Source organism: Bradyrhizobium sp. YCK136 (assembly GCF_044570075.1).
GTDB classification, from domain to species: domain Bacteria; phylum Pseudomonadota; class Alphaproteobacteria; order Rhizobiales; family Xanthobacteraceae; genus Bradyrhizobium; species Bradyrhizobium diazoefficiens.
Genome location: NZ_CP172424.1, coordinates 9703696 through 9718562, shown reverse-complemented (window position 1 = coordinate 9718562; position 14867 = coordinate 9703696). Strand labels below are relative to the sequence as shown.

At 64.7% G+C, this 14867-nt stretch carries 15 protein-coding genes and 1 tRNA gene; 10 read left to right on the top strand and 6 right to left on the bottom strand.

Annotation, left to right across the window (positions count from 1 at the left end):
• Positions 1 to 46 precede the first annotated feature (46 nt).
• Positions 47 to 514, top strand: coding sequence for a nuclear transport factor 2 family protein (locus ACFLEY_RS46955; protein WP_060909572.1), 468 nt, complete (start codon positions 47 to 49; stop codon positions 512 to 514).
• Positions 515 to 661: 147 nt separating this feature from the next.
• Here the strand turns inward: ACFLEY_RS46955 and ACFLEY_RS46950 are convergent, their stop codons facing one another.
• The 3 genes from ACFLEY_RS46950 to ACFLEY_RS46940 all read right to left on the bottom strand — a co-directional run bounded on the left by ACFLEY_RS46950 (position 662) and on the right by ACFLEY_RS46940 (position 3451).
• Entirely contained in the window at positions 662 to 1459 is a 798-nt protein-coding gene (locus ACFLEY_RS46950; RefSeq protein ID WP_028172479.1) for an acyl-CoA thioesterase domain-containing protein, read from the bottom strand.
• Between the two features lie 172 nt (positions 1460 to 1631).
• Complete coding sequence (gene queG / locus ACFLEY_RS46945; RefSeq protein WP_060909571.1) at positions 1632 to 2810, bottom strand: tRNA epoxyqueuosine(34) reductase QueG; 1179 nt, start codon at positions 2808 to 2810, stop codon at positions 1632 to 1634.
• Positions 2759 to 3451, bottom strand: coding sequence for a glutathione S-transferase family protein (locus ACFLEY_RS46940; RefSeq protein WP_011083540.1), 693 nt, complete (start codon positions 3449 to 3451; stop codon positions 2759 to 2761). The genes queG and ACFLEY_RS46940 overlap by 52 nt, the downstream gene beginning before the upstream one ends.
• A gap of 169 nt (positions 3452 to 3620) precedes the next feature.
• Between ACFLEY_RS46940 and ACFLEY_RS46935 the strand changes: the two genes are divergently transcribed.
• Positions 3621 to 4427 carry an undecaprenyl-diphosphate phosphatase gene (locus tag ACFLEY_RS46935; RefSeq protein ID WP_060909570.1) on the top strand — a complete coding sequence of 269 codons (807 nt, stop codon included), beginning with the start codon at positions 3621 to 3623 and terminating at the stop codon, positions 4425 to 4427.
• Positions 4428 to 4646: 219 nt separating this feature from the next.
• Here ACFLEY_RS46935 and ACFLEY_RS46930 read toward each other — a convergent pair whose 3' ends face one another.
• On the bottom strand, positions 4647 to 5612 hold the full coding sequence (locus tag ACFLEY_RS46930) for a complex I NDUFA9 subunit family protein (protein ID WP_396604462.1): 966 nt from the start codon (positions 5610 to 5612) through the stop codon (positions 4647 to 4649).
• A 150-nt stretch (positions 5613 to 5762) separates the two neighbouring features.
• On the opposite strand from ACFLEY_RS46930, the gene ACFLEY_RS46925 reads away from it, so the two are divergent.
• Positions 5763 to 5849, top strand: a tRNA-Leu gene (locus ACFLEY_RS46925).
• An 86-nt stretch (positions 5850 to 5935) separates the two neighbouring features.
• On the opposite strand, the gene ACFLEY_RS46920 is transcribed toward ACFLEY_RS46925, so the two are convergent.
• Entirely contained in the window at positions 5936 to 7198 is a 1263-nt protein-coding gene (locus tag ACFLEY_RS46920) for an MFS transporter (protein ID WP_060909569.1), read from the bottom strand.
• Between the two features lie 345 nt (positions 7199 to 7543).
• Between ACFLEY_RS46920 and ACFLEY_RS46915 the strand changes: the two genes are divergently transcribed.
• The 7 genes from ACFLEY_RS46915 (at position 7544) to ptsN (ending at position 14130) form a co-directional block, all read left to right on the top strand.
• Positions 7544 to 8158 carry a ribonuclease D gene (locus ACFLEY_RS46915; protein ID WP_011083544.1) on the top strand — a complete coding sequence of 205 codons (615 nt, stop codon included), beginning with the start codon at positions 7544 to 7546 and terminating at the stop codon, positions 8156 to 8158.
• Between the two features lie 144 nt (positions 8159 to 8302).
• The gene (gene lptC / locus ACFLEY_RS46910) at positions 8303 to 9037 is read left to right on the top strand and encodes an LPS export ABC transporter periplasmic protein LptC (protein ID WP_011083545.1); all 735 of its coding nucleotides are present in this window, start codon (positions 8303 to 8305) and stop codon (positions 9035 to 9037) included.
• A gap of 5 nt (positions 9038 to 9042) precedes the next feature.
• Entirely contained in the window at positions 9043 to 9753 is a 711-nt protein-coding gene (locus ACFLEY_RS46905; protein ID WP_060912802.1) for an LptA/OstA family protein, read from the top strand.
• Between the two features lie 222 nt (positions 9754 to 9975).
• A complete protein-coding gene (gene lptB / locus ACFLEY_RS46900; RefSeq protein WP_011083547.1) occupies positions 9976 to 10974 on the top strand; it encodes an LPS export ABC transporter ATP-binding protein in 999 nt (332 codons plus the stop codon).
• A 90-nt stretch (positions 10975 to 11064) separates the two neighbouring features.
• A complete protein-coding gene (gene rpoN / locus ACFLEY_RS46895; RefSeq protein WP_211433367.1) occupies positions 11065 to 12678 on the top strand; it encodes an RNA polymerase factor sigma-54 in 1614 nt (537 codons plus the stop codon).
• Positions 12679 to 12834: 156 nt separating this feature from the next.
• Positions 12835 to 13446: a ribosome hibernation-promoting factor, HPF/YfiA family gene (hpf, locus tag ACFLEY_RS46890; protein WP_060909567.1), complete on the top strand. Its 612-nt coding sequence runs from the start codon at positions 12835 to 12837 to the stop codon at positions 13444 to 13446.
• A gap of 222 nt (positions 13447 to 13668) precedes the next feature.
• Positions 13669 to 14130, top strand: coding sequence for a PTS IIA-like nitrogen regulatory protein PtsN (ptsN, locus tag ACFLEY_RS46885; RefSeq protein WP_011083550.1), 462 nt, complete (start codon positions 13669 to 13671; stop codon positions 14128 to 14130).
• A 29-nt stretch (positions 14131 to 14159) separates the two neighbouring features.
• Here ptsN and ACFLEY_RS46880 read toward each other — a convergent pair whose 3' ends face one another.
• On the bottom strand, positions 14160 to 14666 hold the full coding sequence (locus ACFLEY_RS46880) for a GNAT family N-acetyltransferase (protein ID WP_082755703.1): 507 nt from the start codon (positions 14664 to 14666) through the stop codon (positions 14160 to 14162).
• Between the last annotated feature and the right edge of the window lie 201 nt (positions 14667 to 14867).

Below are 14867 nucleotides of genomic sequence, written 5' to 3'. Positions count from 1 at the left end.
TCCCACAAGGGGAGAGGGGAAGAAGAAACTCTGGGAGGCAAATACGATGACCACCACCGCCATGCTGCGCGCCTTCTGCGACGCTGTCGAACAGCGCAACGGCCGCGCGTTTGCCGATCTCTTCACCGAGGACGGCGTCTATCACGATGTCTTCTACGGCGCATTCGCAGGCCGCGAGAAGATCGACGCCATGATCGATGACTGGTTCTATCGCACGGCGACCGACTTTCGCTGGGACATGCATGATCCTGTAACCGACGGCACCACGCTCTATGCGCGCTACACTTTCAGCTATCGTTCCACCTTGCCGGAAGCGAACGGCGCGCGGGCGATGTTCGAAGGTGTCGCGATCATGACGCTGAAGGGCGGCAGGATCGCGAGCTATCACGAGGTCGCTAACACCGCACCGGCGTTTGTCGATTTGAAGTTCGCGCCTGAAAGAATTGCGAAGATCGTCGCCAGGCAGGGCGCGGAGCTGAAGGCGCGGCCGGAGATGAAGCGGCATCTGGCGTAGGCGCGACTCTCTCCTCTCGTCATTCCGGGGCGCGCCACTTGGCGCGAGCCCGGAATCCATTTCGCCTCTCGGCCTGCGGCTCGATGGATTCCGGGTCTGCGCCTGACGGCGCATTCCGGAATGACAAAGTCGAGAGACCTCGTATCTCTACCGCTTCGACGGATTCGCCATCGGCTTGCGCTGCGCCAGCGCGGCGACGGTGGCCGTGCCGATCGGGCCCTGTTCGTCGTAGAGCCAGCATTCGCCGATCGCGACACCGTCGGTGGCCTGGTGGTTCACCACGTCGAAGCCGATCCAGTTCGTCACCGGCAGGCGGTGCAGATAGATCGTCACGTCGCTGTTGATGTAGCCGAGCCCCTTGTCGCCGGCGTTCGCAAACGGGCTCGCGAAATCGGCGCCAACAGCGACATGCACGAACGGCGTCATCGGCACGCCGGCAACGAGCTCGCGCACCTCGCTCATCCAGAGCCGGCGCGGACCGAGCGAGCCCATATGGCCGACGATCGGCCGCGTCGTCCATTTGCCGTGCATGCCAAGCCTGGGATCGGTCGGCTTTGGAATGTCGGCCGGTTTCGGCACGTCCCAGTTCGGCGGCGACCAGACATTGCCATCAGGGTTCTGCGTCTTGCGCAGCAGCTGACAGGAGGCGCGCGCCATGCCGACGCCGCCGGAGACAAATTCCGCCTCGACCACGCGGATGCGCAGGCCGTCACGCACGAGCCGCGTCGTCACTTCGATCGGCTTGTCGATCGTCGGCAGCCGAAACATGTCGACGGTCAGCCGCGCCGGCACGAATTCAGGGCCGGAATGGCGTTCCTCGATGGCAAAGCCGAGCAGGCCGACGATGACGCGTCCGTGCAGCGATTTCGGATCCCACGGGCCATTGGCGACTTCCGTCGGATGGAATGTATCGCCGTCGCGGGTGAAGAAAGGCATGTCTGTCATGACGCGCGACCTTGAAGGAACTCGCGGGGAAATCAAGGGCGCCCGTTCTCCTCGTTCTCCGCTGTCATCGCCCGCGAAGGCGGGCGATCCAGTACTCCGAGACGGTTGTGGTTCAATCGATAGGCCTCGGCGTACTGGATGCCCCCGCCTTCGCGGGGCATGACACCGAGAATTAGGTGGCGAGGTCCCACTCCTCACGCACGCCTTCGTCGTGCTCGTTGCCCATCGCGACGGATCTCATCGCCTCAAACGCATCCCGCGCCACCAACTGCGCCAGCGCCCATACCGCGGCTCCGCGCACCAATGCGCTCTCATCCCCCAGCAATCGCTGCGCCTCCTCCGCGAGTGCCGCTTCTCCCGAGTTGCCGATCGCGATCAGCACGTTGCGCAAGAAGCGATCGCGGCCGATGCGCTTGACCGGCGACTTCGTGAACAGTGCACGAAACGCCGCATCATCGAGCCGCGCCAGTTCGGCGAGGCCAGGCGCACGCAATTCGTCGCGCGCGGCGAGCTTGGTCTCGCGTCCCGCTTGCGCAAACTTGTTCCAGGGGCAGGCGGCAAGGCAATCGTCGCAGCCATAGATGCGGTTGCCGATGGCTTTGCGAAATTCGCGCGGGATCGGTCCCTTGTTCTCGATGGTGAGATACGAGATGCAGCGGCGCGCATCGAGCTTGTATGGCGCGGGGAACGCCGCGGTCGGGCAGATGTCGAGACAGGCTTGGCACGAGCCGCAATGATCGATCTCGGCAGCGTCGCGCGGCAAGTCGAGCGTGGTGTAGATCGCGCCGAGGAACAGCCAGGAGCCGAACTCGCGCGAGACGAGATTGGTGTGCTTGCCCTGCCAGCCCAGATGCGCGGCCTGCGCCAGCGGCTTTTCCATCACCGCGGCGGTGTCGACGAACACCTTCACTTCCGACGGTGCGGCCGCGACCAGCCAGCGCGCAAGCGCCTTCAGGCGCTTCTTGACCAGATCGTGATAGTCGTCTCCTTGCGCATAGACCGAGATCGCCGCGCGCGTGCGCTGCTCGAGGATCGCGAGGGGATCGGCGTCGGGCCCGTAATTGACGCCGAGCATGATGACGCTGCGCACGTCCTGCCATAGCCCGCGCGGATCGACGCGGCGCTCCGGCTGTGCCGCGAGCCAGTCCATGTCGCCATGGCCGCCCGAGGCGATGAACTCGAGGAAATGCTTTCCGGCCGTCTCGATCGTGCCGGGCTCGGTCACGCCGATGCAGTCGAAGCCGAGCGCCTTTGCCTCGGTCGTCAACTTCGCCTTCAGTTCAGACAGATCGGCAGAGCTCAGAAATCCAGGTCCACATAGGTCCGCGACGCCGGCACGCCGGCGAGCCATTCGCTCAGCAGCGGGCGGAACGACGGGCGGGATTTCACCCGCGCGTACCACGCCTTTGCCGCGTCGTCCTCGCTCCATGGCACGTCGCCCAGATAGTCGATCGCCGAAAGATGCGCCGCGGCGGCGAGATCCGCGTAGGTGAGCCGGTCTCCGGCGAGGAAGTTACGCGTCTGCGCCAGCCAGCCGATATAAGCCAGATGATAGCGCACATTCGCCTTGGCGGCGCGCATCACGTCGGCCGAGGGCGCACCGCCGCCGTTCTCCTCGCTCATGAAGCGCTTGTAGATGCGCTCGGTGACGAGCGGGTGGGAGACCTCCTCGAAGAACTTCTCGTTGAACCAGGCCATCAGCCGGCGCACCTCGACGCGTTCGGGAAGCGTCTCCGGCATCAGGCGCTTGGGTCCCATCCCCGCGCCATAGGCCTCGTCGACATATTCGGCGATGATCGCCGCGCCCGGTATCGGTGGCTGTTCCTCGTCCACCAGGACCGGCGTGGTGCCGGCGGCATTGAGCAGCAGGAATGCCTCGCGCCGTTCCCAGCTGCGCTCTTCGACCAGCTTGAGGTCGAGCCCGTATTCGCCCGCGATCAAGCGGATGAAGCGCGAATGCGGACAGAACGGATGATGAAACAGCGTAAACATGAAGCCTTTGACTATTTGATGGTGCTTAAGAATCCATCAATGTTTGTGCGGCGCCACACTAGTCCTTCAAAACCGCGAAGCAAGAGCGTGATGTCGTATTTTGCGATTGCAGCATGGAGGCGAATAGGCGAGAAGAACCCCGCTTTTCCAGCGGAAATGGACCGTAAATATGTCAGATGTAATACGGGCAGTGATCCTCGGCATCATCGAGGGTGTGACCGAGTTCCTTCCCGTTTCTTCGACCGGCCACCTCCTGCTTGCGGAGCGCTTCTTCCATCTCGGCGAAGGCGCCTTCTGGGATTCGTTTACGGTTCTGATCCAGCTCGGTGCGATCCTCGCGATCGTCGGGCTGTACTTCAAGAAGCTGTGGGACGTCGTGATCGGCTTCTTCACGGGCGACACCTATTCGCGCCGTTTCGTGATCGGCGTGCTGGTGGCGTTCCTGCCGGCTGTCGTGGTCGGCCTCGTCGCCGGCAAGTACATCAAGAGTGTGCTGTTCAACCCGTGGGTCGTGTGCTTCACGCTGATCGTCGGCGGCGCCATCCTGCTCTGGGTCGACAAGCTCGACCTCAAGCCGCGCGAGCATGACGCCACCCGGTTTCCGCTGCTGATGTATCTCTATATCGGCATCGCGCAGTGCGTGGCGATGATCCCGGGCGTATCGCGCTCCGGCGCCAGCATCGTCGCCGCCATGCTGCTGGGCGCGGACAAGCGCGCGGCGGCGGAGTTCTCGTTCTTCCTCGCGATCCCCACCATGATCGGCGCGTTCGCCTACGACTTCTACAAGAACCGCTCCGAGATGACGATGGACCACATGGGCATCGTCGCGATCGGCTTCGTGGTGTCGTTCATCACCGCGGTCATCGTGGTGAAGACGTTTTTGACATACGTCACCCGCCACGGCTTCGTGGTGTTCGCCTGGTGGCGCGTCATCGTCGGCACGCTCGGCCTGATCGCGCTGGCGTTGGGGCGATAACTCTCGAAAGCTTGCTGACGCGCCGGTCCTTGCCGCAAGGACGGTGAGCTCCCTCTCCCGCTTGCGGGAGAGGGCTGGGGAGAGGGTCTCTCCGCAGAGAGACTCCCGATGACGAGAAAGCCCTCACCGGCGCGCGGGACGATGCTTCGCATCGCCCGGAACGCGCCGACCTCTCCCGCAAGCGGGAGAGGTTAACCGAGCTCGCGGCCTAAGCCGGGCTCAAATGCTCATGCGCTGGAACTGCCCGGCGGCGCGGAAGCGCCATAGATATTGCGGAGCGATCGCTTCGAGCGAATCCGCCGTGATGCCGAGGCCTTCCAGCGTCAGCCCAACCGCCTTCGCCGCATCCGACACGACATTGTCGCGCTCGAGCAGCGTGACCTGGTCGGGCGTCAACTTGAACGCGCCCGGCGCGAATTGCAGGAAGTTGGCCTGGAAGCGGGCAAGCCCAAACGGCAGCGGCACCAGCGTCGGCTTGCGAGCGGTGATCTCGAGGATGGCCTCGATGATCTCGCGCATGGTCAGCACCTCCGGCCCGCCGAGCTCGTAGGTTGCGCCCGCCTTGGCCTTGCCGTCGACCGCATCCGCGATCGCGGTGGCGACATCGCCGACATAGACCGGCTGCATCTTCGTCTCGCCGCCGATCAGCGGCAGCACCGGCGACATCCGGGCCAGCGCCGCAAAGCGGTTGGTGAACTGGTCCTCGGGGCCGAACATCACGGACGGGCGGAAGATCGTGGCCGAGGGCACCGCGGCCAAGACCGCCGCCTCGCCGGCCGCCTTGGCCTTGGCATAGCGCGAGGGCGATTCCGCGTCGGCGCCGATCGCCGAGACATGCACCAGGCGGGCCCCTAGGGCGGCCGCCGCCTTGGCGACCGTCTCGGCGCCCTTGGCCTGGACCGCGTCGAAGCTCTGTTTGCCACTCTCGGTGAGGATGCCAACCAGGTTGATCACGACATCCGAATCACGCAGCGCCGCCTCGACCGAGGCGGGGTAGCGCAGGTTGGCCTGCACCACATGGACCTGGCCGACCTTGCCGGAGGGTTGGAGGTATCCAGCCAGTTCCGGCCGCCGCACCGCGACCCGGACCCGGTAATCCCGCTTGCACAGCGCCCGGACGACATTTCGGCCCAAAAACCCCGATCCGCCGAAAACCGTGACGAGAGTTTCCAGATTCGATGCCATGGGGATCTTTTCCTGAGGGAGAGTGCGCCTGACGAGGCTTGTATCGAGCCGGTTTGCGATGCGCAATCCGCAAGCCGAAACATGGCTCAAGCATGAATTGACAACGGCGTCACCGAACCGTAGTAACCGCCTCCGTGCCCCAAACGGCATGCCCAGGTGGTGGAATTGGTAGACGCGCTGGCTTCAGGTGCCAGTGGCTTAACGGCCGTGAAGGTTCGAGTCCTTTCCTGGGCACCATTTTGCGGGATGTGGACCCAAAATGGGGCCGCTCCCGGTCTGCGTCGCCGTCGCGAAGATCCCTAGCGGGACAAATCCGCCCGCCCTCACACCACCCTTCTCCCCGCCCTCTCCGCCACCGCCTTCTGCACAAAATACATCGCGACCAGCGACACCATCGCCGATGCGACGACGACGTAGCCGATCCGGTCGAAATGGATCAGCGAGCCGTCCGGCGCTTGCGCGATGATCGCGCCGGCGAGCATCGAACCGAGGCCGCCGGAGAACTGCTGGAGTGAGGCGCTGATCGCGCTGAACGAGCCGCGCTGGCTGGGGTCGGGGATCGCCGACATCAGCGCCTGCGACGGGATCATGCGCGAGAAGATGCCGACGAACATCAGGACGTTGACGAGGATCGCGGTCGCGAGCGAGACGTGGCCGAGATGGGTGTAGATCAGCACCATGATGACAGACACCACGCTGCCGAAGACAAACGTCGGATATTTGCCGAACGCGTCGCTCGCCCTGCCGACCAGCGGCCCCGTGACGATGCTGAACAGGCCGGAGACGAGATAGATCGTCGGCAAATGCAGCATGTCGATGCCGAGATTGTTCACGGTGTAGAACGGCATCAGCATGTACCCGCCCGTCGCCAGCAATGTCGTGACCGCGAAGGCCAGCGTGTAGCGCTTCTGTGCGACCGTCGCGATCAGATGGTGGAATGGGTTCCTGTCCTGCTTCAGCCGCAGATGCGCGTCGACCGGCTCCATGGCGAAGGCGATGATGGCGATCGCCGCGATCGACAGGCCGACGATCGCGGCGAAGCAGACATGCCAGTTCCAGTGATTGGCGAGAAACAGCCCGGCGGGAATGCCGAGCACCTGGCTCGCGGCGAACGCCGTCTGGACGAATCCCATCACGCGGCCGCGCAAATGCAGCGGGAACAGGTCGGTGATGATGGCCAGCACGACCGAGCCGATCACGCCGCCGAACAATCCGGTCACGATCCTGCCGAGCAGCAGCACATGGTAGGTCTGCGCCATTGCGCAGAGCAGGGTGCCGAGCGTGAAGCCGACATAGAAGAACAGCAGCAGGCGCTTGCGGTCGAAGCGGTCGGCAAAGCCGGCGGCCAAGATACCCGACAGTCCCGCGCTGAATGCGTAGGCCGACACCGCGACGCCGAATTGGGTGGCCGTGATGTCGAGCGCGGGCATCAGGATGGCGCCGAGCGGCGACATGATGATGAAATCGAGGATGATCGTGAACTGCGTGAACGCGAGCAGCGCGATGAGGAGCGCCTGGTAGCGCGAAAAGCCGCGCTGGCGGTCCTGTTGATCGTCGATAGGCGCAGCTAACGTCTGTTCGGTCATGACATCTCATTGGTGATGAGCGGGGCAAGGGCGCGGGGGATCGGCAACAGATGGGGTGGGTGGGGACGATTTTCACGGGGCGCATGACGCAAGTTGTGCCGGACCATGAAGCTCGCGCCGGGTTGTGGGATCCATGCAACAGCCCGGGGGCCGGAAGCCCTCCATCTCCGCTCGCAACCTTGATCGCGTGCCACGCACCTGCCGCCAGCTGCATGGCGGTGATCTGCCCGGCCCCGTGAGGGCATGACCGCGGTTGCGCGGACGGCCCGCAATGGCTACATCGCGGGCAATCCGAATTAGCCTATTGTGCCGACAGACCGATTCGACCCGAGGTTTTGAAACGCCATGACCGTACGCCTGCACCGCGGCGACCTGCCCGACCTGTCCCGCTACACCGGAGCGGTGGCGATCGACACCGAGACCATGGGGCTGAACCCGCACCGCGACCGGCTCTGCGTGGTGCAGCTCTCGCCCGGCGACGGCAGTGCCGACGTCGTGCAGATCCCCAAGGGCCACACCGACGCGCCGAACCTGAAGGCGCTCTTGGCCAATCCCGCAATCACCAAGATCTTCCACTTCGCGCGGTTCGACGTCGCGGTGCTGTACCAGAGCTTCGGCGTTATGACCGGGCCGATCTATTGCACCAAGATCGCCTCCCGCCTGACCCGCACCTATACCGACCGCCACGGCCTCAAGGACCTCGTGCGCGAGGTGCTCAATGTCGACCTCTCCAAGCAGCAGCAATCCAGCGACTGGGGCTCCGACAGCCTGACCGAGCCGCAGCTCGCCTATGCCGCCTCCGACGTGCTGCACCTGCACGCCTTGCGCGAGCGGCTCGACGCCATGCTGGTGCGGGAAGGCCGCACGGGGCTGGCCAAGGCCTGCTTCGACTTCCTGCCGACCCGCGCCTTGCTCGACCTCCAGGGCTGGGCGGAAGAGGACATTTTCGCGCATTCCTGACACCTCGACGGGCGGCTAGGTTGGGCCAATCGCCCCGTTTCGGACACTTTCGTATCGGCCTGTCCGAGGCTGCATATTCAGGCGGCGCCGGGTACAATGGCGCGCACTTGACCGGACCAGGCGAGCGACACCTCAGGAGCCCAGGTGAATTCGGCCCAGAATCCCACCTACGACGCCGCGCTTGCGGCGAAGTTTGCCAGCGCGGCGCGCCACAGCCGCCTGGTGCGGATTCTGCGCGTCGCGGTCCCGGGCGCGGTGCTGTTGTCCCTGGCCGCCATCGTCGGCGTCTCGATCTTCAATCCATTTCGCATGCTGTTGCCGAAGCTGCCGCTCGATTCCGGAAACCTGGTGGTATCGGGCACCAAGATCACGATGGAATCGCCGCACCTCGCCGGCTACACGCCGGACCGGCGGCCGTACGAGCTCTGGGCCAAGACCGCGACGCAGGACATCACCGACCCCGACCATGTCGATCTCTCGGACCTTCGCGCAAAGGTCCTGATGGAAGATCAATCGACCCTGTTCCTTGATGCCCGCACCGGCCGCTTCGACAACAAGCAGCAGCAGCTCGACCTGCACAAGGACATCTTCCTGCGCACCTCGACCGGCTATGAGGCGCGGCTGAACTCGGCCTTCGTCGACATGGGCAAGGGCACGGTCTCGTCGGACGAACGTGTCGACGTCAAGCTGACCAACGGCACGCTGACCGCGGATCGGCTGCGCATCACGGAAGGCGGCGATCTCATCCGCTTCGAGGGCAATGTGGTGATGCATCTGGACAAGCTGGATGACCCCGCCGCTGCTCAGCCCGCGCCGGCCGAGCCGACGCCGCCGGTGAAGACACGTACGCCGCAGAACAAGTCCGCCAATTCAAAGTGATTTTCATGATCAGGTTTTTCCCGCGCAACGACAGCAAACGGTGCGCCGCCATCGGTGCGGCCGCGCTAGCCGCCACTGTCGCGCTGATGGCAACGGGCGCGGCGGTCGCACAGAGCACGATGCAAGGCGTGCCGAATGCGATGCAGGGCTTCTCGCAGAACCGCGATCAGCCGATCCAGATCGAGGCCGCTTCGCTCGAGATGCGCGACAAGAAGAAGGAGGCGACCTTCGCCGGCAACGTGAAGGTCATCCAGGGCGACACCACCATGACCTCGAAGACGCTGGTGGTGTTCTACGAATCCGGCGGCGACAAGCCGGCGACGCCGCAGCCCGCGGCGAAGGGGGCCAAGGCGGCCCCGATGCAGTCGGCGACGCCGGGCCCGGGCGGCAGTTCCTCGATCAAGCGGCTGGAGGCGCGCGGCAATGTCGTGGTCACCCAGAAGGACCAGGTGGTCACAGGCGACACCGCCGTGTTCGACACCAAGACCAACCTCATCACCATGCTCGGCGGCACGGGTCAGGTGGTCCTGACGCAGTGCAAGAACGTGCTACAGGGCGACCGATTGGTGGTCGACATGACCACAGGCGTCTCGCGGGTGGAGTCGGACAGCGGCAAGGTACGGGGCCTGTTCGACCAGAACAGCAAGTGCGGAACGCAGGCGGGCCCTGGCTCAGGTCCAGCCCTGCAATTGCCCGGCGCAACTAAACCGAAGTAAATTCAACAGCTTGTGTCGGGCGCTCCCGATCCGAGGTTGAAGCTTGCCCGGCGAGACTGTATCTAGCGCGCAGGGCTTTCGAAGCGGGGTCCTCCGCTTACCGGGCGTGTTTCACTGGGCATGAGACATCCCTTCACCCATGCTGCGTCGGCGAATCGTAACGCCGCTGCGGCAGATCGCGCGAAGACCGCGCAAAAAACTGCGCGAGGCTAGAAGGCGGGGATGGTCGATCTTTTCAGCATGTTCCGTCGGCGCCCCGCCAAGCGCGGCCGGCCAGGATTTGCGCGTCAGGACATCACCGCGCTCGGTGACAGCGTCGGCGGGCTGGTGGCGAGCCCCGTGCGCGACGCGCCGCCGATCGCCCGGGACCAGCCGATGCACGCGCCCGACCACTTTCAGGCCGATTATCAAACCGAGCCGCCGCGGGCGCAGGCGGTCCACCCGGTCAGGGCCGCCGCCAGGCCGAACGGCGCCGGCGGGCCGCAGCTTCTGAAGCGGCCGGGCTTCCTGGCTGTGCATAGCGTGGAAAAGGCCTTCGGCAGCCGCCAGGTGGTGCGCGGCGTCAGCATCTATGTGCGCCGGGGCGAAGCGGTCGGCCTGCTCGGCCCGAACGGCGCCGGCAAGACCACCGTGTTCTACATGATTACCGGCCTGATCAAGGCCGATCGCGGCGCGATCGAGCTCGACGGCCACGACGTCACCAAGCTGCCGATGTATCAGCGCGCGCGGCTCGGCATCGGCTATCTGCCGCAGGAAGCCTCGATCTTCCGCGGCCTCACCGTCGAGCAGAACATCCGCGCCGTGCTCGAAGTGGTCGAGCCTTCGCGCAAGAAGCGTGAGCAGCAGCTCGACTCGCTGCTCGACGAATTCAACATCACGCGCCTGCGCAAATCACCGTCGATCGCGTTGTCCGGCGGCGAGCGGCGCCGCGTCGAGATCGCGCGCGCGCTGGCGACGCGTCCGAACTACATGCTGCTCGACGAGCCCTTCGCCGGCATCGATCCGATCGCGGTCGGCGACATCCAGGATCTCGTCCGCCATCTCACCAATCGCGGCATCGGCGTGCTCATCACCGACCACAATGTGCGCGAGACGCTCGGCCTCACCGACCGTGCCTATATCGTCTATGCCGGGGAAATCTTGACCGAGGGCAGCCCGGATGAGATCGTCGCCGATCCGGATGTTCGCCGCCTTTACCTTGGCGAGGAATTCCGCCTCTAGCCTGTTTTTGCGCTACGTCAAGACGTGTACATCGGGCTCAGACTAGGATAAGCAAAAATCGGACCAACTTTTGGGATCGGTTCTTGCTTCATGGCGCTCACGCAGAGATTAGAGTTCCGGCAATCGCAGTCGCTGGTCATGACGCCGCAGCTGATGCAGGCGATCAAGCTGCTGCAATTGTCCAATCTCGATCTCACGACCTTCGTGGAAGAGGAACTCGAGCGTAATCCGCTGCTGGAGCGGGCCAATGACGAGGCCTCCGGCGGCGAAGCCCCGGCCGAGGCCGGCCAGTTCAGCGATTCCGACGGCGGCCATAACGACGAGCCGGGCGGGGGTCCGGGCGAGGCGTTCGAGCCGGGCCAGGAAGAATGGATGAGCAAGAATCTCGGCACCCGCGCCGAGATCGAGCAGACCCTGGACACGGGCCTGGACAACGTCTTCTCCGAGGAGCCGGCCGAGGCCGCGGCGCGCAACGCCCAGGACGCCGCGCCGACCACCTACACGGAGTGGGGCGGCGGCGCCTCCGGCGACGAGGACTACAATCTCGAGGCGTTCGTCGCCGCCGAGGTCACGCTCGGCGACCATCTCGCCGAGCAGCTCTCGGTCGCATTCACCGCACCCGCGCAGCGCATGATCGGCCAGTACCTGATCGATCTCGTCGACGAGGCCGGCTATCTGCCGCCGGATCTCGGCCAGGCCGCCGAGCGACTTGGCGCCTCGCAGCAGGAGGTCGAGGGCGTCCTGGCCGTGCTGCAAAAATTCGATCCGCCCGGCGTCTGCGCGCGCAATTTGAGCGAATGCCTGGCGATCCAGCTCCGCGAGCTCGACCGCTACGACCCGGCGATGCAGGCGCTGGTCGAGCATCTCGATCTCCTCGCCAAGCGCGACATCGCGGGCTTGCGCAAGGTTTGCGGCGTCGACGACGAGGACATCGCCGACATGATCGGCGAGATCCGCCGTCTCAACCCCAAGCCCGGCATGAAGTTCGGCGCGGCGCGGCTCCAGACCATGGTGCCCGATGTCTATGTCCGTCCGGGTCCGGACGGCGGCTGGCATGTCGAGCTCAACAGCGACACCTTGCCGCGCGTGCTGGTCAACCAGACCTACTATTCCGAGCTGTCGAAGAAGATCGGCAAGGACGGCGACAAGTCCTATTTCACCGACGCGCTCCAGAACGCGACCTGGCTCGTGCGCGCGCTCGACCAGCGCGCCCGCACCATCCTGAAAGTTGCAACCGAGATCGTGCGCCAGCAGGACGGCTTCTTCACCCATGGCGTCGCGCACCTGCGGCCGCTGAACCTGAAGGCCGTCGCCGACGCCATCCAGATGCATGAATCCACGGTGTCGCGCGTCACCGCCAACAAATACATGGCGACCAACCGCGGCACGTTCGAGCTGAAATATTTCTTCACCGCCTCGATCGCCTCGGCCGACGGCGGCGAGGCGCATTCGGCCGAAGCCGTGCGCCACCACATCAAGCAGCTGATCGATTCGGAAGCGCCGGCCGCGATCCTGTCGGATGATACCATCGTGGAACGGTTACGCGCCTCGGGCATTGATATTGCCCGCCGCACGGTCGCGAAGTACCGCGAAGCCATGCGCATTCCTTCCTCGGTGCAACGTCGCCGCGACAAGCAGAGCGCTCTTGGTAACGTCCTCTCTACCGCAATGTCCGATCGCTCCCGCAACCCAGAGCCGGCCTGATTGCGCTGGCGCCAAATCGCGCTACTCTCAATCTCCCATCGAGACCGATCCATGCGCGCGCATGATCCGGACCCGGAGGGCCGCGCCAGCGCCAGGTGTGCAGCGGTTGTCCGCATGGATCACGCGCAGACAAGAACCTAACCAGGTGAGGTTCACATGACTCTCCGCATTTCGGGAAAGAGCGTCAGTGTCGGCGAGGCCCTGCGCGGCCGCGTTTCCGACCGGACCGAAGAGGTCCTGCGCAAATATTTCGACGGCAATTATTCCGGCCACATCACGCTGAGCAAGGATGGCTTCGGCTTCCGGACCGATTGCGCGCTGCATCTCGATTCGGGAATTACGCTGGAGGCCGATTCGAACGCGCCGGATGCCTATGCCAGCGCCGACCAGGCGCTCGTGATGATCGAGAAGCGGCTCAAGCGCTACAAGAGCCGGCTCAAGGACCGCTCGGCCCGCAAGGCCCATGTCGCCTCCGCCGCTCTCGCGGCCATGGACGCCACCAGCTACGTGCTGGAGGCGCCGGGCGAGGGTGAGGACGAGGACGAGGTCACCGGCTACAGCCCGGTGATCATCGCCGAGGCAACCACCTCGCTGAAGCAGCTGTCGGTCAGCGAAGCCGTCATGGAACTCGACCTCAGCGGGGCACCCTGCCTGGTGTTCCAGCATGGCTCCAGCGGCCGGGTGAACATCATTTACCGCCGGGCCGACGGCAATGTGGGCTGGGTCGACCCGCCCGGAGGCAAGGCCGATGGCAAAGTGGGCGGTTAGGGCCGGATTCGGGCCCCGTACGATCCGCAGGCCTTAACAATGACCGGGGCAAAGCCGCACGCAGGAGTTGGCACCGGGATTGCGTTGGAGTAGAAGCGCCCCACATCAGGACCGGGGCTAAGTCCCCCTCCTGCTTCACCTTCTTGACGCCGGCCCGGCGTGGTTTCTCTCCAAGCTGGCCAATTCGGAACCTGACGGTTTAATTCACCTCGGAAACCCTCCATGCCGATTACCGATCTGGTCGCACCCGAGGCGATTCTCCCGGCATTGAAGGTCAACAGCAAGAAGCAGGCCTTGCAGGAGCTCGCGGCCAAGGCTGCCGAGCTGACCGGGCAGAACGAGCGCGCCGTGTTCGAGGTGCTGCTGCAGCGGGAGAAGCTCGGCACCACCGCGGTCGGCTATGGCGTCGCGATTCCCCACGGCAAGCTGCCCAAGCTGGAAAAGATCTTCGGCCTGTTCGCGCGCCTCGATCGCCCGATCGATTTCGAATCGATGGACGGCCAGCCGGTCGATCTCGTCTTCTTGCTGCTTGCCCCCGAAGGGGCCGGCGCCGATCATCTCAAGGCGCTCGCCCGCATCGCCCGCCTTTTGCGCGACCAGGACATCGCCAAGAAGCTGCGCGCCTCGCGCGACGCGCAGGCGATCTACTCGGTGCTTGCGCTGCCGCCGGCGACGGCGGCCTAAGGCCGCCCGATCTGCTTTCTTGAGTGCGTTTAGAGGGTGCGCGACAGATAGCGTACCGTTTTGCTGCCCTTGTGGATGCTTGCGCGGCCGACCTCGGCAAATCCCAATGCAGCGTGAAAGGCATCCGACGCCGGATTCGGAGGCTGCTGGTTAACTTCGCAGACAATGCGATCGTACCCGGCCTCGGCCGCGCGATCGAACAGATCGGCATAAAGCCGGCGCGCGCATCCCATGCCTCGAGCGGAAGCTGCGACCACGATCCGGTCGACATAGACAAAGCGCGCGTAGCGGGATCGAAACCACAGGAAGTTCGGGCTGTCGTATTGTCCGTCCTGGTCCAATGCGATCATGAAAGCATCGAGATTGCCGATCCTGCGGGCGTAGAAGGCTTGCGCGACGAGGTCTTGCAGCCGCTCGCGTTCGAGCCATGACAACTCCTCTGCGTGGCCGTTGTTGAGCGCAAGCAGGGCGTCACAAAGCGGTGTGCCGGACGAAATCTCCAATTTGGTGACCGGGACGGGTGCGATCATGTTCATGGCGACGATCTACCAGCCGCGAGATGCAAAGCAAAACCGGCACAGGTTTGCTTGCCCGAATGTGTGGCGGCGCCTGCGGCGTAACCCTCACCCGTTCGAACCGAAGCCGCGCCGTCTGCGACTTATTTCGCAGCCGGGCGCTGTGATATCTCGTCACCATATCCACCGGCGACCGGCACGGCTTCGGCGCAGGAGTTTGAG

Coding starts and splice junctions, on each gene's coding strand:
- queG (WP_060909571.1), bottom strand. CDS start 2,810: ATGGCTCGCCGGCGTGCCGGCGTCGCGGACCTATGTGGACCTGGATTT.
- ACFLEY_RS46920 (WP_060909569.1), bottom strand. CDS start 7,198: ATGACCGAACAGACGTTAGCTGCGCCTATCGACGATCAACAGGACCGC.
- ACFLEY_RS46950 (WP_028172479.1), bottom strand. CDS start 1,459: ATGACAGACATGCCTTTCTTCACCCGCGACGGCGATACATTCCATCCG.
- ACFLEY_RS46905 (WP_060912802.1), top strand. CDS start 9,043: ATGATCAGGTTTTTCCCGCGCAACGACAGCAAACGGTGCGCCGCCATC.
- ACFLEY_RS46930 (WP_396604462.1), bottom strand. CDS start 5,612: ATGGCATCGAATCTGGAAACTCTCGTCACGGTTTTCGGCGGATCGGGG.
- ACFLEY_RS46880 (WP_082755703.1), bottom strand. CDS start 14,666: ATGAACATGATCGCACCCGTCCCGGTCACCAAATTGGAGATTTCGTCC.
- lptB (WP_011083547.1), top strand. CDS start 9,976: ATGGTCGATCTTTTCAGCATGTTCCGTCGGCGCCCCGCCAAGCGCGGC.
- ACFLEY_RS46955 (WP_060909572.1), top strand. CDS start 47: ATGACCACCACCGCCATGCTGCGCGCCTTCTGCGACGCTGTCGAACAG.
- ACFLEY_RS46935 (WP_060909570.1), top strand. CDS start 3,621: ATGTCAGATGTAATACGGGCAGTGATCCTCGGCATCATCGAGGGTGTG.
- hpf (WP_060909567.1), top strand. CDS start 12,835: ATGACTCTCCGCATTTCGGGAAAGAGCGTCAGTGTCGGCGAGGCCCTG.
- ACFLEY_RS46915 (WP_011083544.1), top strand. CDS start 7,544: ATGACCGTACGCCTGCACCGCGGCGACCTGCCCGACCTGTCCCGCTAC.
- rpoN (WP_211433367.1), top strand. CDS start 11,065: ATGGCGCTCACGCAGAGATTAGAGTTCCGGCAATCGCAGTCGCTGGTC.
- ACFLEY_RS46940 (WP_011083540.1), bottom strand. CDS start 3,451: ATGTTTACGCTGTTTCATCATCCGTTCTGTCCGCATTCGCGCTTCATC.
- ptsN (WP_011083550.1), top strand. CDS start 13,669: ATGCCGATTACCGATCTGGTCGCACCCGAGGCGATTCTCCCGGCATTG.